Source organism: Thermosipho japonicus (assembly GCF_014201655.1).
GTDB classification, from domain to species: domain Bacteria; phylum Thermotogota; class Thermotogae; order Thermotogales; family Fervidobacteriaceae; genus Thermosipho; species Thermosipho japonicus.
This window is the reverse complement of record NZ_JACHEX010000004.1, coordinates 148315-171946: the sequence shown is the minus strand read 5'-3', so window position 1 is coordinate 171946 and position 23632 is coordinate 148315. Positions and strand designations below refer to the sequence as shown.

General features: G+C 28.5%; 28 protein-coding genes. 22 read left to right on the top strand and 6 right to left on the bottom strand.

Annotated features, from left to right (window positions below; translation table 11 throughout):
- Positions 1-7 precede the first annotated feature (7 nt).
- The 7 genes from rpsP to lepB are packed head-to-tail and all read left to right on the top strand — an operon-like array spanning position 8 to position 3585.
- Positions 8-292: a 30S ribosomal protein S16 gene (gene rpsP / locus HNP65_RS07865; protein ID WP_004103399.1), complete on the top strand. Its 285-nt coding sequence runs from the start codon at positions 8-10 to the stop codon at positions 290-292.
- Positions 289-513 (top strand): KH domain-containing protein, encoded by a 225-nt coding sequence (locus HNP65_RS07860; protein ID WP_184619712.1) that lies wholly within the window; start codon positions 289-291, stop codon positions 511-513. Before rpsP ends, HNP65_RS07860 begins: the two co-directional genes overlap by 4 nt.
- Positions 510-1046 carry a ribosome maturation factor RimM gene (rimM, locus tag HNP65_RS07855; RefSeq protein ID WP_184619711.1) on the top strand — a complete coding sequence of 179 codons (537 nt, stop codon included), beginning with the start codon at positions 510-512 and terminating at the stop codon, positions 1044-1046. The genes HNP65_RS07860 and rimM overlap by 4 nt, the downstream gene beginning before the upstream one ends.
- Positions 1043-1783: a tRNA (guanosine(37)-N1)-methyltransferase TrmD gene (gene trmD, locus HNP65_RS07850; protein ID WP_184619710.1), complete on the top strand. Its 741-nt coding sequence runs from the start codon at positions 1043-1045 to the stop codon at positions 1781-1783. Before rimM ends, trmD begins: the two co-directional genes overlap by 4 nt.
- Complete coding sequence (locus HNP65_RS07845; protein ID WP_184619709.1) at positions 1773-2339, top strand: RNA methyltransferase; 567 nt, start codon at positions 1773-1775, stop codon at positions 2337-2339. Before trmD ends, HNP65_RS07845 begins: the two co-directional genes overlap by 11 nt.
- 19 nt (positions 2340-2358) lie before the next feature.
- Entirely contained in the window at positions 2359-2706 is a 348-nt protein-coding gene (rplS, locus tag HNP65_RS07840; RefSeq protein ID WP_126993483.1) for a 50S ribosomal protein L19, read from the top strand.
- A gap of 6 nt (positions 2707-2712) precedes the next feature.
- Complete coding sequence (gene lepB / locus HNP65_RS07835; RefSeq protein WP_184619708.1) at positions 2713-3585, top strand: signal peptidase I; 873 nt, start codon at positions 2713-2715, stop codon at positions 3583-3585.
- A gap of 93 nt (positions 3586-3678) precedes the next feature.
- Here lepB and HNP65_RS07830 read toward each other — a convergent pair whose 3' ends face one another.
- From HNP65_RS07830 to lpdA, 3 genes are read right to left on the bottom strand one after another with little or no spacing between them, the layout of a single operon-like run.
- Complete coding sequence (locus tag HNP65_RS07830) at positions 3679-4455, bottom strand: Rossmann-like domain-containing protein (RefSeq protein WP_184619749.1); 777 nt, start codon at positions 4453-4455, stop codon at positions 3679-3681.
- An 11-nt stretch (positions 4456-4466) separates the two neighbouring features.
- A complete protein-coding gene (locus tag HNP65_RS07825; protein ID WP_184619707.1) occupies positions 4467-5084 on the bottom strand; it encodes an N-glycosylase/DNA lyase in 618 nt (205 codons plus the stop codon).
- A 17-nt stretch (positions 5085-5101) separates the two neighbouring features.
- Complete coding sequence (gene lpdA / locus HNP65_RS07820; RefSeq protein ID WP_184619706.1) at positions 5102-6445, bottom strand: dihydrolipoyl dehydrogenase; 1344 nt, start codon at positions 6443-6445, stop codon at positions 5102-5104.
- Positions 6446-6602: 157 nt separating this feature from the next.
- Between lpdA and HNP65_RS07815 the strand changes: the two genes are divergently transcribed.
- Positions 6603-7367 (top strand): hypothetical protein, encoded by a 765-nt coding sequence (locus tag HNP65_RS07815; RefSeq protein ID WP_184619705.1) that lies wholly within the window; start codon positions 6603-6605, stop codon positions 7365-7367.
- Positions 7368-7403: 36 nt separating this feature from the next.
- Here HNP65_RS07815 and HNP65_RS07810 read toward each other — a convergent pair whose 3' ends face one another.
- Complete coding sequence (locus HNP65_RS07810; protein ID WP_425506718.1) at positions 7404-9284, bottom strand: transketolase; 1881 nt, start codon at positions 9282-9284, stop codon at positions 7404-7406.
- Positions 9285-9379: 95 nt separating this feature from the next.
- Between HNP65_RS07810 and HNP65_RS07805 the strand changes: the two genes are divergently transcribed.
- The 12 genes from HNP65_RS07805 to HNP65_RS07750 are packed head-to-tail and all read left to right on the top strand — an operon-like array spanning position 9380 to position 20329.
- Complete coding sequence (locus HNP65_RS07805; RefSeq protein WP_184619703.1) at positions 9380-9835, top strand: flavin reductase family protein; 456 nt, start codon at positions 9380-9382, stop codon at positions 9833-9835.
- Entirely contained in the window at positions 9836-10432 is a 597-nt protein-coding gene (locus tag HNP65_RS07800; protein ID WP_184619702.1) for a class I SAM-dependent methyltransferase, read from the top strand.
- Positions 10429-11109 carry an ATP-binding cassette domain-containing protein gene (locus tag HNP65_RS07795; protein ID WP_184619701.1) on the top strand — a complete coding sequence of 227 codons (681 nt, stop codon included), beginning with the start codon at positions 10429-10431 and terminating at the stop codon, positions 11107-11109. Before HNP65_RS07800 ends, HNP65_RS07795 begins: the two co-directional genes overlap by 4 nt.
- The gene (locus tag HNP65_RS07790) at positions 11106-12302 is read left to right on the top strand and encodes a type II secretion system F family protein (protein ID WP_184619700.1); all 1197 of its coding nucleotides are present in this window, start codon (positions 11106-11108) and stop codon (positions 12300-12302) included. Before HNP65_RS07795 ends, HNP65_RS07790 begins: the two co-directional genes overlap by 4 nt.
- A gap of 1 nt (position 12303) precedes the next feature.
- Entirely contained in the window at positions 12304-12660 is a 357-nt protein-coding gene (locus HNP65_RS07785; protein WP_184619699.1) for a type II secretion system protein, read from the top strand.
- Between the two features lie 14 nt (positions 12661-12674).
- Positions 12675-13616, top strand: a complete 942-nt coding sequence (locus HNP65_RS07780; RefSeq protein ID WP_184619698.1) for a hypothetical protein — start codon at positions 12675-12677, stop codon at positions 13614-13616.
- On the top strand, positions 13588-14145 hold the full coding sequence (locus HNP65_RS07775; RefSeq protein WP_184619697.1) for a hypothetical protein: 558 nt from the start codon (positions 13588-13590) through the stop codon (positions 14143-14145). The genes HNP65_RS07780 and HNP65_RS07775 overlap by 29 nt, the downstream gene beginning before the upstream one ends.
- Positions 14142-14582: a hypothetical protein gene (locus HNP65_RS07770; RefSeq protein WP_184619696.1), complete on the top strand. Its 441-nt coding sequence runs from the start codon at positions 14142-14144 to the stop codon at positions 14580-14582. The genes HNP65_RS07775 and HNP65_RS07770 overlap by 4 nt, the downstream gene beginning before the upstream one ends.
- On the top strand, positions 14569-15033 hold the full coding sequence (locus HNP65_RS07765; RefSeq protein ID WP_184619695.1) for a hypothetical protein: 465 nt from the start codon (positions 14569-14571) through the stop codon (positions 15031-15033). Before HNP65_RS07770 ends, HNP65_RS07765 begins: the two co-directional genes overlap by 14 nt.
- On the top strand, positions 15023-18979 hold the full coding sequence (locus tag HNP65_RS07760) for a type II and III secretion system protein (RefSeq protein WP_184619694.1): 3957 nt from the start codon (positions 15023-15025) through the stop codon (positions 18977-18979). Before HNP65_RS07765 ends, HNP65_RS07760 begins: the two co-directional genes overlap by 11 nt.
- On the top strand, positions 18979-19767 hold the full coding sequence (gene amrB / locus HNP65_RS07755; RefSeq protein WP_184619693.1) for an AmmeMemoRadiSam system protein B: 789 nt from the start codon (positions 18979-18981) through the stop codon (positions 19765-19767). Before HNP65_RS07760 ends, amrB begins: the two co-directional genes overlap by 1 nt.
- Positions 19745-20329 carry a ComEA family DNA-binding protein gene (locus tag HNP65_RS07750; RefSeq protein WP_246348238.1) on the top strand — a complete coding sequence of 195 codons (585 nt, stop codon included), beginning with the start codon at positions 19745-19747 and terminating at the stop codon, positions 20327-20329. The genes amrB and HNP65_RS07750 overlap by 23 nt, the downstream gene beginning before the upstream one ends.
- Here HNP65_RS07750 and HNP65_RS07745 read toward each other — a convergent pair.
- Positions 20318-20704 carry a hypothetical protein gene (locus HNP65_RS07745; RefSeq protein WP_184619692.1) on the bottom strand — a complete coding sequence of 129 codons (387 nt, stop codon included), beginning with the start codon at positions 20702-20704 and terminating at the stop codon, positions 20318-20320. The genes HNP65_RS07750 and HNP65_RS07745 overlap by 12 nt on opposite strands.
- A gap of 111 nt (positions 20705-20815) precedes the next feature.
- Between HNP65_RS07745 and HNP65_RS07740 the strand changes: the two genes are divergently transcribed.
- Positions 20816-21244: a FeoA family protein gene (locus HNP65_RS07740; protein ID WP_184619691.1), complete on the top strand. Its 429-nt coding sequence runs from the start codon at positions 20816-20818 to the stop codon at positions 21242-21244.
- Position 21245: 1 nt separating this feature from the next.
- Complete coding sequence (gene feoB / locus HNP65_RS07735) at positions 21246-23192, top strand: ferrous iron transport protein B (protein WP_184619690.1); 1947 nt, start codon at positions 21246-21248, stop codon at positions 23190-23192.
- A 20-nt stretch (positions 23193-23212) separates the two neighbouring features.
- Here the strand turns inward: feoB and HNP65_RS07730 are convergent, their stop codons facing one another.
- On the bottom strand, positions 23213-23482 hold the full coding sequence (locus tag HNP65_RS07730; RefSeq protein ID WP_184619689.1) for a thioredoxin domain-containing protein: 270 nt from the start codon (positions 23480-23482) through the stop codon (positions 23213-23215).
- Positions 23483-23632: the final 150 nt, after the last annotated feature.

The window sequence follows — 23632 nt, the reverse complement described above, 5'->3', positions numbered from 1 at the left end:
GTTTAGAGTGGTAAGGATAAGATTAACTCGTATGGGAAAGAAAAAACAACCATTTTACAGAATTGTTGTTGTGGATCAAAGAAAGAGAAGAGACGGTGCATACATTGAAAGTTTAGGTTACTATGATCCGATTAAGGATCCATATATTTTGAATGTTGATGTTGATAAGGCTGTAGAATGGATTATGAAAGGAGCACAGCCAAGTGATACTGTAAGGAATTTATTAAGAAAAGCAGGAGTATTTAAAAAGGTTGATGAGCTTAAGAGAACAAAGAAGGAGGAAAATAAATGAAAGAACTCCTTGAGTATATGCTCAAGGGGATTGTAAAAAATCCCGATGAGGTTGTTGTATTGGAGTTTGAAGAAAATGGAAAAAAAGTGTTTGAAATATCCGTTAATCCTGAGGATGTCGGTCAAGTTATTGGAAAAGATGGGAGAACAATAAAGTCAATAAAAATTTTGTTATCTTCTATAACGGATGAGAATAATTTTATTTTGAAGGTGGTAAGATGATAAAAACTCTCCGGGAGCTTTTGAACGGAAAGGTTGCAGTTGCAATTTTAGGAAAAACACATGGGCTCAAAGGAGAGTTAAAATTGCATCCGTTTACTAATTTTCCAGAAATTATTGAGTCTTTGGAAGATATTTTTCTTTATAATGAAAATACAAAACAGTTTATGGTTGCAACTGTAGAAAATTTAAGATTAGCTGATGGTTACTACATTATTAAACTAAATGGTGTTGAAAATGTTGAAAATGCTAGAAAATTTGTAGGTTCAAAAGTTTATATTAATAAGGATGAATTACCAAATTTATCGGATGATGAATATTATTTCTTTGAAATAGTTGGAAGCCAAGTTATAGATGAGACGGGAAAAGTTTTAGGAATTGTTGATGAAGTTATACAAACAGGTAGTAATGATGTAATAGTAGTTAATAAAAATAAAGAAGATGAAATTTTGATACCTGTGATTTATGATTATATTTTAACTTTAGACAAGAAAAATAAAAAAATTGTTGTTAAAGTACCGGAGTGGTTGGATTGAAAATTAGTGTTTTGACAATTTTTCCAGAAATGGTTGAAGTAATAAAAAAATATGGAGTTATTTCACGAGCTGTTCAAGAGAATAAAATAGAGATTAGCATTTTTAATTTGAGAGATTTTACAAGTGATAAGCACAGAACTGTCGATGATTATCCTTTTGGTGGCGGTCCAGGAATGGTTATGAAGCCAGAGCCGTTCTTTAAGTTTTACGACTTTTATGTTAAAACTTTTGGAAAACCTCATACAATTTTAACTAGTCCACAAGGAAGAACTTTCAACAATGATCTTGTCAAAGAGTTAAGTTTAAAAGAGAATTTGTTAATAATTTGCGGTAGATACGAAGGAATTGATGAGAGAGTAATGGAAATAGTTGATGATGAAATTTCAATTGGAGATTATGTTTTAACTGGTGGAGAACTTCCAGCTATGGTAATGATTGATGCAATTTCGAGGTTTGTTCCTGGAATAATTTCTGAAGAATCTGTAATAGAAGAGTCTTTTAATACTGGATTATTAGATCATCCTCATTATACGCGTCCAAGAGAATTTAATGGTAAAAAAGTTCCAGAAGTATTATTGGAAGGCAACCATGAAAAAATTGAAATTTGGAGAAGGAAGATGTCTTTGAAAAAGACTATTCAAAGAAGGCCAGATTTATTTTTAAAGAAAGAATTTGATGAAGTTGATAAAAAGGCTTTGCTTGAACTTTTCAGGGAGTTGATTAATAATGTTAAGTAAGTTGTATATTGCTTTAATTCATTATCCTATATTAGGCAGAGATGGGAAAATTATATCAACAGCAGTGACGAATTTAGATATACATGATATTGCACGAACAAGCAGGACATATAAAATTAAAAGGTATTATTTAGTTAACAATCTGCCAGCACAGCAGGATATAGTAAAAAAGGTTTTAGAATATTGGAGAGAAGGATTTGGAAAAGAGTATAATCCAAATCGTTCTGAAGCACTTTCATTAGTTGAATTGAAAGCTTATTTTGAAGATGTATTAGAAGATATCGAACGGTTGGAAGGGCAAAAACCTATTATAATGTTTACTTCTGCTAAAATGCGAGAAAATACGATAAGTTTTGAAGAAGGAAGAAAAATGGTACTTGAATCAGAAAAACCTATTTTAATATTGTTTGGAACAGGTTGGGGAATGCCCGATGAGATATTGTCCAAATGCAATTATGCATTAGAACCAGTAAGAGCAAAAAGCGATTTTAACCATTTATCTGTTAGGGCAGCAGTTGCTATTATTCTTGATAGATTAATTGGAGAAAATGTATAGTATAAAGGGAGGGATTAACATGAGTATGGATAACCTTGTTAGAATTATTGAAAAAGATCAGATTAAGGATGTTCCAGAATTTAGACCTGGTGATACAGTAAAAGTTTATGTTAGATTTAAAGAAGGAAACAAAGAAAGAACACAAGCATTTGAAGGAATTGTAATTTCTATGAGAGGTTCTGGTATTAGCAAAACTTTTACAGTTAGAAGAATTGGTGCAAATGGTGTTGGTGTAGAAAGAATTTTCCCATTGTATGCTCCAATAATTGAAAAGATTGAAGTTGTTAGAAGAGGAAAGGTAAGAAGAGCAAAATTATACTATTTAAGAGAAGTACGCGGAAAGGTGAAAATTAAGGAGAGAAGGTAATTAACAATGAAAAAATCTCCTAAAGAAATTGCCAAAGAAGTTGTGATTACACTTTTGTATGCAATTGTTGCAGCAACTATTATTAGATTATTTGTTTTTGAAACTATGTTGGTCCCCACAGGATCTATGATCCCAACGATTAATATTGGGGACCGCCTTTTTATTGAAAAAATTACATATCAAGCACGTGAGCCAGAAATTGGTGAAATTGTGGTATTTTGGACTCCATTTAGAGATGAAAGAGCAGAGCAAATGTTAAGAGCATTTGACAAGTTTATGGATTTATTTGCTCCATCTAAATTTAAGGGACATGTAAAATATGTAAAAAGATTAGTTGCTAAAGAAGGGGACATAATTACTTTAAAGAATGTAGATGGTAATTGGAAATTATTTGTTAACGGCAAAATTCCAGAAAACTTAAAGAATGTTAATTATCAACCTGATGGTATTTTTAAATATCCTAATTTGTGGAAATATTTAGACCAAGCAAGTAGGTTAAGAGATAATAAAACTGAATATAGAAATTTTTTGTATAATATCGCACTTAATAATGGAACTGAACTTGCGAATACTATATTCAGCATAATTGGAGGAATGGATCCTGTCCCATATGGAATACCATATCATGAATATGTAGATGAATATTTAAAACCAAAGAATATAGATTTTGATGATTATGTCTGGACTGAAAATGGAGAGGTTTATATTAAAATTCCAAAAGGTTTTTACTTTTTCATGGGCGACAATTCAAAGGAAAGTTTAGACAGTAGATATTTTGGTTTTGTTCCAAAAGAAGCAGTGATTGGAAGACCTATATTGAGAATTTGGCCTTTCCAAAGTTTTGGACCAGTTCAGCCGTTGCCAAGATTAAGTGATTAAAATAATTTTGAGAAAATTTATGAGTCAACTAAATACCCCATCCAATTTATATTGGATGGGGTTATTTTAGTGATATTTTATGAAAAACAAATATTATTGAACTAACACGACTTTTTCAACTGCTTTTTCAGCAATGATTTTTTTAGTACCAGCTCCATGTGATATTAGTTTGAATAACTTATCTGAGTTTAAAACATTAATTCCTGCAAGTAATTTAACTGGAAAAACATTGGGGGCTAAAGAAGTAGAAGGCCCAACGATTGCAACATTATCAGTTTTTACATAATTTAGTATCCAATCTATAGAGCCATTTACAATCGCAGAACCTGATATAACAACAACTGAACATTTGGGAAGTAGATCAACTATAGCCCAATCAGGTAAAACTTCATCACTACCTTTTCTATTTCTATCGAATATTAATATATCCCAAGCTTTAGGTTTCCATGAGTTTATTAAAGGATCAATTCTACCTATAAATCCTATTGTGTCATCAAGGCCTACATTAATATATTGGCTTAGATCGCCTGGAGAATACATATTTTTAATTTCTGGAGTTGAAAATACGGCATTTAATGTTGCATAAGCAACAGATCTTATTAAAGGATCAGGAGAAAATAGACCAATATTTAGGATATCTTTTACTTTCATTCCTGGATTTATCTTGCTTACTGGGTTTCCAAAATCACCAGTACATTTGAAAAATTCTTCGCATTTTCCGAGAGTATCTTCACGTAATGTATAGCTTACACCACATCTTCCATCACTTAATATAGCTGCAGAGAGGCCAAGACCTATTACGTAATCTTCAAGTGTTTCATTGTTAATAAATTTAAGAGCTTCGTCGTATAATTTTTTAGAAAGTGTCAGAATAATCCCTCCTATTTTTCGACTTTCCCTTTAATATAATACCAAACATATAAATCAAATTTTCCAGGACATTCACCAAATTCATTTGAAATTTCATTAAAAATTTTTTCAATCTGAAGGTATCTTTTTTTACTCCATGATTTTGGAATTTCATCAATATAATTATATTTATACAGCATTCTTAAAATATGTTTATCCAAAATAGAAACTTCACAAAAACCTATATTTCTTAAAAAGTGTGAAGCTTCTTTCCATCCAATACCTTTTATGTTTTTTACAAGATATTCCCTTAAGGTATATACATCATAACTGTTAATAAGATCAATTAACTTTCCTACAATCCACCTGTTTTCATATATATATTTTGCGCGAGCTTTAGGGAAACGATGTCCAACTTTTTTTAAAGCTATTTCAAGATCAGAAAGTGAAAGAGTATAAAAACCTTCTCCAATTTCTTTTTGGGCTTTAATACCACCGGAAGCAGACCAGTTTGCAGTTAAAACACAAAAGGATAACTCGGAAAATAGTAAAAGTTCATCATTACTGTTTTTTAATTTTAAAAATTCATTCCAACGATTTTCAACAAGTTCTTTAGCATCAAAATAAATTTTTTTAATTTCTTCTATCATAGCATCACCGCTTTATTTCAAATATGAATAGCCCAATTACCTTCAAAAGCGCCAAGGAGTGTTTCGGTTAGTGTTGGATGTGGATGTATTGCCTCTGCTATTTTTTCTGTAACCATTTCATATTTTACTCCCAATACTCCCTCCATTATCATATCTGTTGCGTTTGCTGAGACTATCGTTACTCCCAAGACCTTCCCTGTTTCTTTTTCTTCTATCACTTTTGCAAATCCTAATCTTTCTTCCATTGTTCTTGCCCTTCCATTTGCTGATACCGGAAATTTATATATGTTTACTTTTTCTCTATCCACTTCTTTTTCTCTTTTTCCTACACTTGCTACTTCTGGATTTGAAAAGATTATTGATGGTACTGCTCTATAGTCCATTTCTATTTCTTCTCCTGCTATATTGTGCGCTGCTACTATCCCTTCATACATTGCAACATGTGCTAGCATTATCTGCCCTCTTATATCTCCTATTGCATATATGTTATCTATATTTGTTCTCATACGTTTGTCTGTTTTTACTCCTCTTTCTATTTCTATGCCAAGTCCTTTTATATCTTCACTTATATTCGGTCTTCTTCCTACTGCAAGTAATACTTTTTCAACTTCTATTTCTTTTCCTGCAACCTTTGCAATGTATTTTTCGCCTTTCTTTTCCACTCCTTCTACCTTTTCTCCTTCTATTATTTTTACTTTGTTCTTCTTTAATGCCTTTTTTATTTCTTCTGCTACATCACTATCTTCGTTTGGTAAGATATGCTCTGCAAGTTCTACTATCGTTACATCTATTCCAAAGCTTGAAAAGAATGTTGCAAACTCTACCCCTATTACCCCTCCGCCTATTATCAATATCGACTCTGGCATCTTTTCCATCTTAAATACATCATCACTCGTCCATATACCTTCTATCTGATCAAATGGTGGAAATACAACTGGTACAGAACCATGTGCTAAAATTATGTTTTCTCCTTCTATTTCTTGTCCACTCTTTTCAAGTAAAATAGTATTTTTGTCTTTCAATATTGCTTTGTCTTTAAATACTTCAATCTTATTCTTTTTCATCAAAAACTCTATACCTTTTCTAGACATAGTAACAGACTTTTGCATGTGTTTCATGATTAGTGATAGATCATATGAAACATTATCAACTAAAATACCAAATTTTTTAGCCTTTTCATTTATCTCAGTAAAAAGGTGTGAGGCTGTAAGCATAGCTTTAGTAGGAATACAACCTTTATTGGTACAAGTGCCACCAAATTCTTCTTTTTCAACAATTGCAACTTTCTTACCAAGCTGTGAAAGCCTTATCGCTGCAACATATCCTCCAGGCCCTCCACCTATTACTATCGCTTCATACATCGTTACTACCTCCTTTACTTGTTCTTATAACTTATGATATAATATAATCTTATTTTTGGCAACAGGATTAATTTTTGGAGAGAATGGAAAAAATTGGTAAATATGTTAAAATTTTTATATAAAATATGATAAAATATAAAATGTTGGGGGGGATTTAATGGAAATTAGACTGTTTGGAAAGGAATATGGTGTTTATTTTCAGTCAGAAAAAATTGTTTTAAAAAGTAAAAAGGCAGAGCATATTTTATATTATTTAATTTTGAATTATAAAAGAAAAGTATTTGTTAGTGAAATTCTTAACGTTTTTTTTGAAGGATATGATGAAAGTTATTCTCGGAAGAATCTTAATACACTTTTGTATATGTTGAGAAAAGGATTAAATTTAACAAAAGATTCTCTAAAAATTGATAGAAATGTTGTATATTTGGATGTTTCGAAGTTGAAGATTGATTATATTTTGTTTCAAAAGCTTATGGATAAAAATCCTTCAAAAAAAACAAGAGATGAAATTGCAAAGATTTATAAAGGTGAGCTTTTGGAAGGTTTAGATGAAGAGTGGGTCATTCCTTATCGCGAGTTGTGTGAAATGCAGATTTTAATGATCACTCAACAATTGAAGAAGAATGATTTGAATTTGTTGGAAAAACTTACTGAGTTACCTACTAAAAATGAAATACCAATGGATCTTGCTTTAAAACTAATAGTTTTGGATAAAAAAAGAAGAAATCCAATGTTTATTCCCTTACTTATAAAGTCACAGAGTGATATTAGTTCAAAAATTAGAAAAAGTGACTTTTACGTGAAAGTTTCCAAAAATACATATTTGATATTATTTGAATCTGGAAAATCTGACAGTGAAACTTTGGAAAATGTATTAAAGTTTAGATTTAATGATGATATTAAAATAATTGAAAAGCTTTAACTATTCAAAAAAGCCTGGCTGATGCCAGGCTTTTTATTAGTCTTCTAATATTTCTTTAACTTTATTTTTAATACTATCACTATCAAAACCATAAATTTTGAATAAGTAATTGCTATTACCAGATACTGGGAACCTGTCAATACCAATCTTAACAAATTTGTCAGGAATTATTTTTAGATTGAAGAGTTTGTTTTCTATTAATGTTCCAAGACCATTGTAAATATTATGATCTTCAATTACAATCACTTTGTTTCGTGCGTATCTTGTAAGAACTTCCTCGTCTAAATCAAGTGGACAAGATACATTAAGTAAACCTACTTTGATTCCTTCATTCCTTAATTCATCTACTGCTTTTAATGCTGAAGGAATTACTGAACCCATCGTAATAATTACAATATCTTCTCCATCTCTTAATATATCAATTTTTCCATATTTAAATTCGTAATTTTCATCAAAGAATATGCTTCCATCTTCTTTTTTTATAGGTTCTAATTTACTTCTACCCATAGCTATTACAAAATTTCCATATTCTGAAGCAACATATCTTACTGCTCTATCAGTTTGATTAGGATCTGCAGGAACAATGACTTTGAATCCAAACCATGATAGAGGTGCAGAAACATAATTTAACGCATGATGTGTTTTTCCATCTTCACCAACATCTGTTCCACAGTGTGTTACTACAACCTTAAGGTTTGTATTATTAATTGCGTTTAATCTATGTTGATTAAATGTTTCATCTATCCCAAATACTCCAAAATCTGCGAAAAATGTAATAAATCCTTCAACACTTAGTGCACCTGCTAATGCAGCAGCATTATGTTCTTGAACACCAATTTCAATTAGTCTATCCTTTCTTTCTTTGTCAAGAAAATCTAATTTTACAGAAGATTTGAGATCGCAATCAACAGCTACAACGTCATCATTTATTAATGCAAGATCAGCAATAGCTCTTCCCAACGCTGATCTATTATCAATTTTTTCTGTGTAAGTTCTAAATTTTCCAGTATTGATATTTACATCGTATTTTAAAAACAATTTTTTATGTTCTGAAATTGGCAGCTTTTTTCTATTTTCAATGTATTTATCTATATCAATATTTAATCCAAGTTCTTGAATAGCATTTTTAAATTCTTCAATTGATAATGGTTTACCGTGGTATTTTGGTGTATCTTCCATGAAGCTTACGCCTTTTCCTATAATAGTATGTGCAATTATTGCTGTTGGTTTTCCATCATTTTTAGCAATTTTTAGTGCCGAGAGTATTTGTTCGAAATCGTGTCCGTTTATTTCCAAAGTATTCCATCCTGCTGCTTCATATTCTTTTTTTAGATTCACATACATTATTTCACTTGCTCTTCCGCTGATTTGAATGTCGTTGTAGTCAATAATAACAGTTAAGTTATCAAGATTATATTTATTTGCAGTTCTTCTTGCTTCTGCTACTTGGCCTTTTGCACTTTCGCCGTCACTCATGACAACGTATACATGATAGCCTTTGTTTTTTAATTTTCCAGCTAAAGCCATCCCAACGCCTGCAGAAAGTCCTTGACCAAGATTTCCAGTTGTCCATTCGACACCAGGAATTCCTCTTGTGATATGTCCTTCAAAAATGCTTGATGGATGTCTAAAACCAGTTAAAACTTCTTCTCTATTAATAAATCCATACGCTGCAAGTGTACTATATACTGCAGGTGAAATGTGACCATGGCTAACTATGATTCTATCTCTATCTTCGTTCCAAGGATCATTTGGAAAAACTCGTGCAAAATAGTATAAACTAACTAAAATGTCAATTGATGACATAGAACCACCTGGATGTCCGGATTGAGCTACGGTGGTCATGGTCAAAATATCTCCTCTACATTTTTTTGAAATTTCTTCAAGATTTAAATTCAAAATATACACCTCCTTCATTTTACCTCAATATATTATACCAAATGAAAAACAAATTTTCAGTAAAAATATTGTTATAAAAATTACTATGTTATAATATATTCTGAGGTGATTTTATGGATGCTTCGTCCAAAATATATAACTCTGTAGCAGTTGTAACAATGAATTATAATGGTAATTTAAATGGAATTACTGTAGCTTGGATAATGAGGTCTTCAATAAATCCAAAAATTTTGGCAATTTCGATAGGTAAACAGCGATATAGCTATGAACTTTTGAAAAAAGTCAATTTTTTTGGTATAAATTTGCTTAGTGTCAATCAGATAAATATTGCAAAACATTTTGGAACTATTTCTGAAAGAAATTTTAACAAATTTGAAGGAATTAACTTTAAAATGAGTAAAAATAAAATTCCAATATTAAATGGTGTAGTAGCGTATTTAGAATGTGAAAAAATTGGAGATTTTGAAGCAGGAGATCATAATATATTTTTAGGCAAAGTTAATTTTGAAGAGATTATTAATAATGAAAAAGTTTTATTGTATGGAGAACATAAATTTTGGAGGGATTAAATGTTTGAGCATTACTATACTGAAAAACCAACAAGTATTTTAAAGGTAAAGATTGTTGAATTAAAATTAAAAAATGGACACGTATACAGATTTAAAAGTCCGAGTGGAGTCTATTCTTTTGGAAAGATTGATAGAGCAACAAAAATTTTGATTGAAAATAGTAGAATTAATTATGGAGATGTATTAGATATTGGTTGTGGATATGGAGTGATTGGAATAACTTTGAAGAAAGAAAATCCTGACATTAATCTTTATATGAGTGATATAAACCAACGTGCAGTTGAGTTTTCAAAAATTAATAGTAAAGATAACAATATTGAAGCTGATATCAGACATGGATATTTATATGAACCGTGGGATAATGTAAATTTTGATCATATTATATCTAATCCTCCAATAGTTGCTGGAAAACAAGTTTGGATGAAATTAATTGAGGGTGCATTTGAAAAGCTTAGAGATGGCGGTACATTAGAACTTGTTGCATATCATAATAAAGGTGGAAAAAGAATAAAAGAATATATGAGAACAATTTTTGGAAATGTTGAAGAATTGTGTAAAGAAGGAGGAATAAGGGTATATAGTTCTAAAAAATTATGACGCTTGAATTAAAAAATGTAAATTATATTTATAATTATAAAACAGTATTTCAAAAGCACGTTTTAAAAGACATAAACTTTAGAATAAATGATAATGAAATTATTTTCATAATTGGCAAATCGGGAAGTGGTAAAACTACTTTGTTATACTTATTGGATTTTCTTTTGAAACCTACTTTTGGAGAAATAGTTGTTGATGGCGAGGATCCTTATACTAACCCTCATAAATTTAGAAAAAAAATAGGTTTTGCCTTTCAGTTTCCAGAAAAGCAGTTTTTTTCTGAGACTGTAGAGGATGAAATTATGTTTTCAATTAAAAATTTTGAACTAGAAAATCCCAAAGAAAGATTGGATGAAATTAAGGAATTAATGAAATTAGAAGATGATTTATTGAAGAAATCTCCATTTCAGCTTTCTGGTGGTCAACAAAGAAAAGTCGCATTAGCTAGTGCAATTGCACATGATCCAGAACTCCTGATATTAGACGAGCCTACTGTAAGTTTGGATTATAAATCTGAAAAGTCATTGATTGAATTTTTGAAACTTTGGGTCAGTAAAAACGATAAATCTTTGATAATAGTAACACATGATCTTGAAAAATTTTCTGACTTTAAAGGTAAAATTTTTGAAATTGTAGATGGAAGGTTATTTCCTGTAAACAGGGGGGAATTATTTTGAAATTTGCTTATAAAGCCTACGATAAAGAAATGAAAAAGGTAAGAGGGGAAATTGAAGCATACAACCTTCAGGAAGCTTTATCAAAGTTAAAATCTAGTGGTTACATTGTTATAGATGTAAAAGAAGCAAGTAAAGTAAAGAAATTTAATATTAATATATTTAGTATAAGATTAAAAGATATAGTTTTTTTTACAAGGCAATTAGAAACTATGGTAAAAGCCGGATTAAGGTTAAGAGAGGCAATTTATATCTTGTCAAATCAAGAGATATTTTCAAAAAGGTTTAGAAGAATTTTAGTTAATATAGTTAGTGAATTAGATGTTGGAACGTCTCTTTCAGAAGCGTTTAAAAAGCAAAAAGTTTTCGATGACGTATTTATCAATATGATTAAAGCTGGGGAAGAAGGTGGGGTTTTAGAGGAAACTCTCGAAAAATTAGCTAGTTATTATGAGAATTTAAATAGAACAAATCAACAGGTAAAATCTGCTATGGTTTATCCTACATTTATTTTAGGATTTGCTGTTATAGTTGTTGTAGTAATCAGTGTTTTTATTCTTCCTAAGCTTTTCAATGTCTTTGGAACTATACCGACGGGGGGTATAATTTCTTTTTTAATTAGTGTCAATAAAATTGTGACAGGCAATCCATTTATGGTAGTTTTTGTTATAATTTCTTTATTAGTTGGAATGTTTTTATTTTTAAGGACTGAATCAGGCAAAAAAACAAAAGAATTTTTCGGAAGATTATTTCCACCAATTAGGAAATTACAGGAGAAAATTACATATGAAAGATTTTGTAGAACATTTGGAGTTTTAATTGCAAGTGGTGTTTCAATAATTGATTCGTTGGAAATGGCAGCAAAAGCTTCAAATAATTTAAAGTTTATTATGAAAATAAAAAATGTTTCTGAAAAAGTAAAAAGTGGAAGTACTTTAAAACAAGCTTTGAAAAGTGAAAAAGTTTTTCCTCAGATTATATATGAAATGATTGGTACTGGAGAGGAAACAGGTAAGTTAGACACGATTATGGAAAAAGTGGCGGACTTTTTTGACGAGCAGATTCAACAGGATACAAAAAAGCTTTTATCAATGCTTGAACCTTTAATGATTGCTTTTGTAGGTTTGTTTATTGCATTTTTAGCTTATGCAATGTATTCTACTATTTTTCAAATGCAATCTACTTTTGGTGGTTAATATGACATATGTTGAGGTTTTAATTGTTATTGTTATTTCGTTAATAGTTTTTTCTGTTTCAATTTTTTCTTTATTTTCGATTCTTGATAAAGTTGTGCTAGAAGAAGAATTATTTAAAACGATTGTATATTGTGGATTGTGGAAATCTAATGCTGATATGATTGAGTATAATGCTGACACTGTCAAGATTTATTACTCGTTATTTACAAAGAAAGAAATACTAATAAGGAAGAAGATATATTTTGGAGATTATTTTGAGGATAATAACTTGAGAATAATTCCAAGAAAAAGCGTTACTTCTGGGACTTTTGGAAATTTTAAGATTGAACCTATTTCATTTGATGTATCTGTAAAATAAAGGGGGGAAGTTTTTTGTCGAATCTTTTAAGTAGAAGATTGGTTGGATTTGATATAATTGGTAGTAATGTATATCAAGCGGTTGGAGAGTATTTTTTTGGAAAAATCAAAATTAACGAATTAAGAGAATATAATGGAGATTTTGAATTTGAAGTAGATGATTTGATTATAGTGAATATACCTTGGGATTTGATTTTAAATTTGAATCTTCAAATGCCAATGATAAAAAAAAGGAAAGATATTGAAAATTATATAGTTTTAGAAGTTTCACAAAATTTTAATTTAGAAAGAACTGAATTTAGCTTTGATTTTTTAAAAACTTCAAATGGCTTAGAAGTATTTATTGTAAGAAAAGCTGAGTTAAATGAGTATTTTCACAAATTAGAATCTATGAAGATACCGGAACCAGATGTTGTTTATCCAGATTTTTTTAAAGAATCGCTATTGCTTTCAAAATTTCCAGGTTATAATATTGAATTTTTCATAAATTCAGAATATTCAGGGCTTATAATTTTTAATGGAGATAATTTAGAATCAGTGAGGTATTCAGAATTAAGTTTAAAATACTTAAATGATTTGTGTAATGATGAATTTGGTTATAGTTTGTATGAAGTCGAAGATTTGGATGAAGAGGCCTTAAAAGAGGATGTTAGTAGATTTTTATATAATTTTCTAGGAGACATGTTTTCATTGATTGAACGTGAGATTTTTGTTAGTTTAAATTCTTCTCAAAAACAATTAACTATTGAAGATATACAATCTGGATTTGTATATACTGATTCAGAATTAGTGAATAAGTTAATTTTTGAACATTATACAGATTCTGAAATTTTTAAGAAAATTTTCACAGCTCGTAATTTTAAATATCCTGTTATGAAACCTAGGTATTTAGGAACTTTAGGGTTAATCACAAGGGGGGGATTTGAGTTTGGAAAATTTAAATTTATACAAAAATAAAGAAAAGAGAATTTCACTAAAGAGATTTTTAATATACTTAGTTATATCGTTTCTACCTTTCTTTTCATTGTATTATTTTTCTCAATATTTTTTATTTTCAAATATAGCTAATATAATTAGAAGTCATCCATTGGTGTTTAATGAAATTTCTTTTAATGAGTTAACAGAAATTCCTGACATTGTTGATTTAAAGATTTCAGAATATGATTCTAAAATAAATACTTTGATTAATAAAATTAGACATTTAAAAACTTCATTGAATAAATCTTTCTTTTCAAAGTATTTTCTTCAAGTTTTAGTAGATGAAATATCTAATATTAATGAATATTTTTTTATAAAAAATATTGAATTTGATGGTAAGAGTTTTTTGATAACTTTCTATGAATATTCGGAAAATCCTATTGTACCTAAAGCAATAAAAGAAAAATTAAGTAAATATTATAAAAATGTTGATCTTAAAGTTACTGATATTAAAAATGTATATGAGAATTTTAAGATGTATGAGTTTCAATTGGAGGGAGAGTTGTGAGTTTAAAATTAAAAATTGCTAATTTGATTTTAATTATAACCTTTTTGGTTGGTATTTTATTTGCATTGTATGATTTTTTATTTATTAAAATTGGGTTTTTAAAAAAGTTTAATCAAAAAACTATAATTTTAGATAGGAAAATTAGTGATTTTAAAATTTTATTAAATCAGTATAATAATGCAAAGTTGTTTTTAAAAAACGATAGTCATTTTAGTAGTGAGATAGCTAAGTATTTAGATGAAAACAAATGTTTATCTGATACACTTGAAAGGGAAGAATTTGAAAAGTTTTTCTATAATTTGCTTAACTCAAAATCTATAATTATTAATAAATTAAATGTTGATGTAAATGTTGATTTTCCAATAATATTTAATTCCAAAAGTAAAGCAAATATTTCGTTTGATTTAGAGGTTGGTGATATAATTGACGTTAAATAAGAAATATTTATTTATTTTTTTAGTGTTAATTTTAATTGTAGTAATTTTTTTCATTTCTATTTTAAATTTGAGGAAAAGTTTAGAAGTTGAAGTTTTAAGTTCTGTTAATGTTGTTAAAATAAAAGATTATTATTTCAACTTTATTAATGTAAAAAACGTAAGTTTTTTTGAGCCATATTACTTGAAAATTGATGGAAATTACTCGAAACTGGGTAATTTTTCGATTGTAGAAGATTTAGAATATTTAGGTTATTACGATGAGTCAGGTACTTCTGTTGTATATTTAAGAAATGAAAAGCAATTATTGAAATTTGATCCCAAACAGCTTCTATTAAATAGGTACTATATATTAAATATTTCGGGAAATAATCTTGTTGTATTAGACATTAAAGATGGAAGCATTAAATTAATAGTTTCAAAAAAGTTAGGGGGGATTAGTGATGAAAATTAAGTTTACAATTATTGTATTTTTAGCTATGTCTTTAAATTTGATTGCTAATTTAGTTAACGTTGATTATTACATAAATGGTAATAAGATGCAGTTGATAATAGAGAATGATAGGAATCTTCAACCCTCTGAAGTTGATTTTGGTTGGAATGATTCACTAAATGTTTATTATTTAACCTTGAAAAATATAATTTCTAAAAATTCTTTTTTACCGGTATCCAAAGGGCCTTTAGAGGGATTACAAATAGTAACTATTAATAATGATACCAATGTATTTTTGTTTTATCTTGTACCAGTTAAGGTTGATTGGATTGTTATGGGTAATAAAATAGTTCTTACAATGCCTGTAAGTGTTTCTGATAAGAAATATAGTTTTTCATTTTTGAATGCTCCATTAGATGTTGTTATTAGAGATTTTTCTGATGCAATTGGTGTTAATATTTCGTTATACGATGGAGTTAGAAATAAAAATGTTAATCTTGAAGTCAAAGATGTTTCTATTGAAGATGCTTTAAGGTTGCTGCTATTAAATAATCCTGATGTTTGTTATGCGTATGGACCGGATGGGACGCTTTATTTGGGATTAGAAAATGAAATTAAAAAGAATTTTGCATATTATTGGCAAATTTATGATGAAGAAGTTGATTCTGAAAAAATAAGATTGTTGCTTGGTGCTGGAACGTTTGCTAATTATATAAAGGATAAGAGCAAATTATTTGTATATGGAGGCATTAGGGAACACAGGTTAATAGCTGATGCTATATCTCAACAACCAAGTAAGTCATGGTATTACTTTAAATTTAATGTTAGTAAAGAGGTTTTAGAAGATTTTTTAACTAATATTTCGAATATATATGATTTTAAATATTCTATTTTGTATGGCTTAAGACAAGTTGCGATATATTCAGATAATGAATCTGCTAATACTATTGGTTACTTAATCTCAATTTTGAAAGATAGTTTTGACGATCCATTTTTTGATTATGTAACTGTTGAAGTCGGATATCCAGAAAGAATAAAAACTATTCTAAAAAGCTTAAATATTCCATTTAAATCTTTAGGTCAAAATATTAAAGTTCCAGAGAAGTTTAAAGATGTTGTAATTAGATTAAATAATGATAGAACAATAGGTAATCCTTACAGGATGGTTTTTGAAGATATAAATATTGATACAGTTAAAAGGGCTTTAGAGTATTTAAATATTTCTGAAGAAAACGGTAAGGTTTTAGAAGTTAATGGAAAAGTTTTCGTAACTCTTTTTGCAACTAAACAAGTTTATTCTAGATTTATGCAATTTTTAGAACTTGCAAGTAAAAAAACATTGAGGGTAAAAATTAATAAAGAAAATTTAAAACCGTACGATGTGGAAATTTTAAAAGAATTTTCAGATGGTAGTTTATTAATTAGGGGAAAAGAAAAAGTTATTGATGAAATAATTGCTGATAACACTTTAAATTCAAAATATGTTTTAGAAATAACTCCATTTGATCCACCAAAATCAGTATTTAAAGCACTTTTGGATGCTTTACCAGTCTACGAAACAGATAATTTGCTGGTTTTTAATAATGTAAATAATGATATGGAAAACAAGGTAAAGGAAATTAGAGAAAGTTACGGAGAAAAGATACAGTTTATTGAAAATATTTATCTTAACGAATCTCAATCAAAGATATTAAAAGATTTATATAACATTGATGTTATTAATACTGACAAAGGTGTTATTCTAAAGGGAAGGCAAATTTCCAAGGCTTTTGAGTTTATAAATAATTATTTTGGCAGTAGTGAAAATAAATATTATTTAGAGAAAATAAACCTTCAAAATTACGAAGAACTTCAAGAAGTAATATCACAGTTATTTAAAGTGAATATGGAATATTATCCAAAAAGTCAAATATTAATACTTAATGGAAGTAGTGAAAGCTTAGAAAAAGCAAAAGATTTTGTAAGAAAATATTCGCAAGGTAAGAGTATCAAGATTTTGAATAATGTTTATTTTGATGGAATTGATGAATTATTAAAAGAAGTGGGAGAATTAAAGGTATTTAAAATAAACAATAATCTATTGCTTTTTGGTAGTCAGTCCGAGATCGACGAAGCAGAAACTTTGCTTGAAAGTTTGACTAATGATTCGACAATAGTTTCCTTGGAAAGTGATTTAGATGAAGGAAAGATTGATGAGATATTAAATCTTTACTTTGGAAATAGCATAATTGCTAAAAAAATAGACGATAAGTTTTATTTGAAGGGTAATGAAAAATTAGTTTATAAAGCATTAGAATTATTAAAAGAATTTTCGAAAAGTGAAATAAGTTTCGAAAATGGTAAATTATATATAGATGTCAAAGATTATGATTTAAACAAACTAATTAAAAAAGTATTTTTATTAGCTTCTAAAAAGACGGTAATATTCGATGAAGTAGTGAATAGGAAAGTAGATATAAAATTGTCAAACGCATCTGTAGAAGATTTTGAGAAATTATTAAACGAATACGGTATTTTTGTTAGAGAAGAAAACGGATTTTTACATGTTGGAAGAAAATTAAAATCACAATTTGTAGAGGTTGTTGATAATAAAATTACTATTAATGCTACTAATATTTCAATAGAACAACTTGCTAGAGAAATTTATCCAAAATTTGGTTATTCGGTTTTGATTGATTCTGTAACCGATAATTTGAATATTGTTTTAGAAGATTCGAGTCTGGACGAATTTGAAAATATTATAAGTTCGAAAGTTGATATAACAAAAGAAGGAAGTATGGTATATATAAAACCAAAAGGGCAAGAAAATGTTCCAAATGTTAGTGGAAAAAATGTGAATATAAGTGAAGATGGTTTAATTACAATAAACGCAGAAAATGTCCCACTTAAAAATATAATTGAACAGGTTGTAAAGGGTTATAAATACTCTGCAGTTATTTCAAGAGAAATTAATTCAATCGCTAATATATATGTTCAAGATATTACTTTTGATGATTTTGAAACAATTTTAAGTAATTATAATGTAGCAATAAAAAAAGAAAACGGTATTTACATCTTTGATATGATAACAGGCAGTTCAACAAAGACAACAACAACATTTGTATTTTCAGTTTCTCAAAATGTAGATAAAGTAAAAGAATTAATAGAGTTTTATGGTGGTCAATCGTTTGTTGATACTTCGGCAGGAGTTGTTATTGCAACAGGAATTGATGCAAAAGTTGCTGAAGAGGTCAGAAGTTATATTAAGCAAAATTTAAATGCAAAGCTTGCATTGATAGAAGTTAAAGTAGTAGATGAAGAGTTATCAGATAATTTTGAGTATAATTTGGGGAAAATAACGTCAGATTTGGGAACTTTATCAAATGATGATTTTAACGTTAAATTATCATTGAGTGATTTGAGCATTGAAGGAATTATAAATAAGTTATTGTCTATTGGAAGTGATGGTAATAGTAATTTAAATATTGAGATAGGTAATGGAAATAATGTAACTAATAAAAATACAAATGTTTTAGCAAGTCCAAACGTAGTAGCAAAGAGTGGAGAAAAAGCAAGTATTTTAATAGGTGATAAGATTCCTATAGTTTTAACAACTACTGAAAATACTCAAGAAATTAAATACATTGAATCGGGAGTAACACTTGAAATTACTCCATATATTAATGCGGATAATACTATTGATTTGGAACTTAATATTAAAGTAAGTAGTTTTGATTGGGATTTAAAGAGCCAATATTCGCTCTCATTACCAGTTGAAAGAACAAGGGAATTTTCATCAAAGATATTATTGAAAGAAAATCAGACTTTAGTAATTGGAGGACTTTCTAGAGAGGAAAATAGCAAAACGATTTCAAAGATTCCAATTTTAGGTGATTTACCAATTATTGGAAGATTCTTTGTTTCTGAAAAATCTGATAAAGTTAAACGTAATATAGTTATATTTATTTCAGCGAAGGTTGTGAAATAATGGAAAGAGAAATGTACTATGCTGATAAATTTTATTCTAGAAATTCTGAATTATTAATAAAATTTTTTAACCAATTTTGCAAAGCAAAAGAAATTAAAAATACAAATACTAATTTTGGTTTAATTTTGCCTCATGCAGGATACGTTTATAGTGGTAAAACGGCTTTGTATGCAATATGTAAAGCTTTGGATTTTGGAAAGACTGAAAGAATAATTATCATTGGAACAAATCATACTGGAATTGCTGGAAATATTTGTTCATTATGGCCAAGAGGAAGATGGAATACTCCCTTTGGATATGTTGAGATTGACGAAGAATTAAATAATTATTTGTTAAAAAATGAAATTTTTGAAGAGAACTATAAAGCTCATATATTAGAGCATTCAATTGAAGTTTTATTGCCGATTTTAAAATATTATTTTGGTAGCTTTAAATTTGTACCGATTATTTATAATTATCAATCTTATGAAAACACAATAAAGATAGTTGAATTATTAAAAAAGATAGATTTAAAAAATACTCTTTTGGTTGCTTCATCTGATTTTAATCATTACGAGTCTCATGAAATCACTCTTAGAAAAGATGAAAAATTAATTGAAAAGATATTAGAAAGAGATATAGAAGGAATTTATTCACTGAGAGAATCAATTAGTGCTTGCGGAATAGGGCCAATGTCAGTTGTAACAATGTATTTTGATAATGTAAAGCTTGTATATCACACAACTAGTGCAGAATATTCAAAGGATTATTCCTTTACTGTAGGGTATGCAAGCTTTGTTTTATGGTGAGATTTTGAATAGCAAGATAAAATATTTTAAAGAATTTATAATTATATTCACACTTTTTATTATAATAAGTTCAGTTTTATTTCATGAAAAACAATATAATAATGTAACTAGTAAGGAAATTAAGAGGAACTATGAATCACAAAGAATAGATCTTAACAAGGCAGGTTTTGAGCAGTTAATGAGCCTTCCTGGGATTGGAGCAGTAAAAGCAAAAGAAATTATTTCCTACAGACAAGTGCATGGAAATTTTAATTCAATTGATGATTTAATAAATGTTACTGGAATTGGTCCATCAACACTTGAAAAAATAAGAGATTATCTGATTGTTTCTAAAACAAATGAGGTGCAAGTTAATGAGAATAATGAATTTAAAAAGATAAATATTAATGAAGCTAATGGAAAACAGCTTGAGAAATTACCAGGAATTGGCCCTACAAAAGCAAAAAGAATAATTGAGTATAGAGAAAAAAATGGTAAGTTTAAGTCTTTAGATGAACTTCTAAATGTTAATGGAATAGGTCCGAAAACACTCAAAAAGATTAAAAATTATTTAGCGTTTTGAAAATATAAAATATAGCAAAAATAAAGAAAAAAGGAATGCTATTAGTTGAAAAATATTGTAAAAAGATAATAATGAAACAAATAAAAAAAACATACCAAGAACAAGTGAAATTTCGTCGGTAATTTTATTATTAAATTTGCTAAATAATGTGGATAAAGTAAGAATTGCCAATGTATTGAATAAAAAGCTGAGAAAGAGTTTAGTATACAACTTTTCCATTCCAGGTATAAATTGTCCTCCAGAAATTCTTCCAGGAACTTTTAAAATCCAAGAATATTGAATTATTCCTTTTGAAAAAAGCGTAACCGTGATCATACTAACTATAGTAAAAGTCAGTGAAATTGCTATGACTAGCCATTTTAATTTGTCATTCATAAAATCTCCCCCTTTTTAGTCCTATATAAATTATATCACTACTTGACTTTAACTAAAACTTTTGATAAAATCTTGTTGAGAATTATTTTCAATAAGAAAGGGGGAGTAGATTTGACTTTAGATAAAATACCGGAATGTGTAAAAGTGAAAATTGTATCAATCAAAGATTCTAAAATTAAAAACAGACTTTTGGGTTTGGGATTAATTCCTGAAAGTATAATAGAAGTTGTTAGGGCCTCTCCTATGGGAGATCCAAGAATGTACAGAGTTTTTAATAAATTAATATCTATGAGAAATTCAGAGGCTTCTACTATTGAAGTTGAATTGTTAGATGATTTAATTCCATTATCTTTAGCAAATGATGGTGAATATGAAGTTGTTAAATTTTGTGGAGGAAGAAGATTTTTATATAAGGTTAGTAGATTGGGGATTTTGCAAGGAAAAATTATTCAAGTGAAAAATGGTGAAATTTTTTTGGATAATAGTAAAATTCATTTAGGTGAGGGGATGAAAAACAAAATAATATTAAGGAGGATCTGATATGGTTGTGACCGTAGCTTTAGTTGGAAATCCAAATGTTGGTAAAACAAGTATTTTTAATAGGCTTGTCGGTGCAAGGCAATATGTTGCAAATTGGCCCGGAGTTACTGTAAGTAAAATTGAGGGTGCAACCGAATGGAAAGGAAATACGTTACATTTTATAGATCTCCCTGGAACGTATTCATTGTCATCAAAATCGATTGATGAAAAGGTTACTCGAGATTTTTTATTTTTTTCACCTCCAAATGTGACTTTATTAATAGCTGATTCTTTAAATCCTGAACAAAGTTTTTATCTCTTAATAGAAACCTTGGAGATTACAAAAAGCGTAATCTTAGTTATGAATTCTTATGATGAAATTAAAAGGCAAAAGATAAAAATTGATAAGTATGAACTTCAAAAACATTTTGGAGTCCCTGTGGTTTTTACTTCCGCAAAAACTGGAGAAGGAATTAGTGAGTTAAAAGATATGATAGTTGATATAGCAAAAGGTAAAAAAATTAAAAATGTTATTTTTGATTATAAAGAATATGAAAAGATAATTGTAGATATTGAAGATCAAATTCCAGATGATTTATTTAAAAATAAAAGATATGCAGCTCTTAAATATTTAGAAGGAGATGAATATTTTGTTAGTAAACTTGAAAATATAGTAAAAATTGATAATACTATTAAAGAGAAGGCAATGAGCCAAATTCCAAAAATAAGATATGAATATGTAAAATATGTAATAAAGGAAGCCTATTCAGGAAACAAAATTGAGTATATAAAGACCTTAAATGATAAGATAGACCATATTTTAACACACAAAATATTTGGTATTCCAATTTTAGTAGCTATTATGTATATAATATTTAAATTTACTTTTGATGTTGTACAGCCATTGTCTGATATATTGGATTATTCTTTTAGTCAACTTGCAGATTATGTAAAATCTTTTGGTGATGGTTTATTCACTTCGTTAATTGCGGATGGTTTAATTGGTGGTGTTGGTGGCATTTTAGTATTTGTTCCTAATATTTTTGCATTGTTTTTTGCGTTAGGTATTTTAGAAGAGACAGGATATTTGCCCAGAGCAGCATTTGTATTGGATAGAATAATGTATAAAATGAAACTTTCTGGAAGATCATTTATGTCTTTACTGTTAGGTTTTGGGTGTAATGTTCCATCTATCATGACTGCAAGAGGATTACCAGATGAGAAAGAAAGATTGGGAACTATACTTTCTGCGCCATTTATTTCATGTAGTGCGAGATTACCAGTTTATATGATGATAATCAGTATATTTTTTCCAAGATATAAAGCTGAGGTTTTGTTTAGTATTTATGCTATAAGTATTTTGGTTACAGCTTTTACGGCTTTTTTTGTCAATAAAGTATTTTTCAAGGGTGAAAGTGTGCCATTAGTAATGGAATTGCCAAGGTATAGAATACCTACAATTAGAAATATAGCAATTTATATGTGGAATAAAGGAAGTCATTTTTTAAAGAAGGCAGGAACAATAATTCTAATTGCAAGCATTTTAGTTTGGGGACTTACATATTTTCCAAATAAAGGAGATGTTGAAACAAGTTATGCATCATATATTGGAAAAGCTCTAGAATATATTTTAAGACCTTTAGGCTTTGATTGGAAAATTGGAACAGCATTATTTTTTGGAGGTGTAGCTAAAGAAGTAATAGTTTCCACTATGTCTATGTTATATGGATTTGCAGAGGGAGATATGGTTAGTGCAAAAATTGCTCTTGGTGCGTCTTTAAATAGTGTAAATGCTTATGCGTTTTTAGTTTTTGTAATGTTATATATTCCTTGTTTTGCAACAATTGCGGCCATAAAAAGTGAAACTGGAAGTTGGAAGTGGGTTGCTTTTTCTGTAATATATAGTTTTTTGATAGCATATATATTGTCCTTTATCTTCTTAAATGTAGGAAAATTAATTATAGGCTAATAGGGATTTCCCTATTAGCCTTATTTTTTACTTATTTCTAGGTATCTTTCAATTGTATTTATTACCTCACTAATACTAAAATTTCTTGCAAATCGTTTAATTTCAAATTCTTCATCCAATATTATTACTGTTGGTACTGTAAATACTAGTTTTTGAGCTGGATAAGAAGGATTTTCTATAATGTCAATTACCTCAATATCAATATCAAAGTTTTTTGCTATAGTTTGGATTTTGGGAAGCATAGCTTTACATACATTGCATTTGTCGTTCTTAAAGTATTCTATCTTCATTAAATCACCTCCATGATTTAATTCTTCCAAACATTGTCCATTTTATCATTTGATTTATGACATTTCAATAATTTTATTAATACAGGAAAATTACAAATTTTCTATTGGAATTAAACTTATATACTTTCTTTAGATAGTTGAAATAGTTAG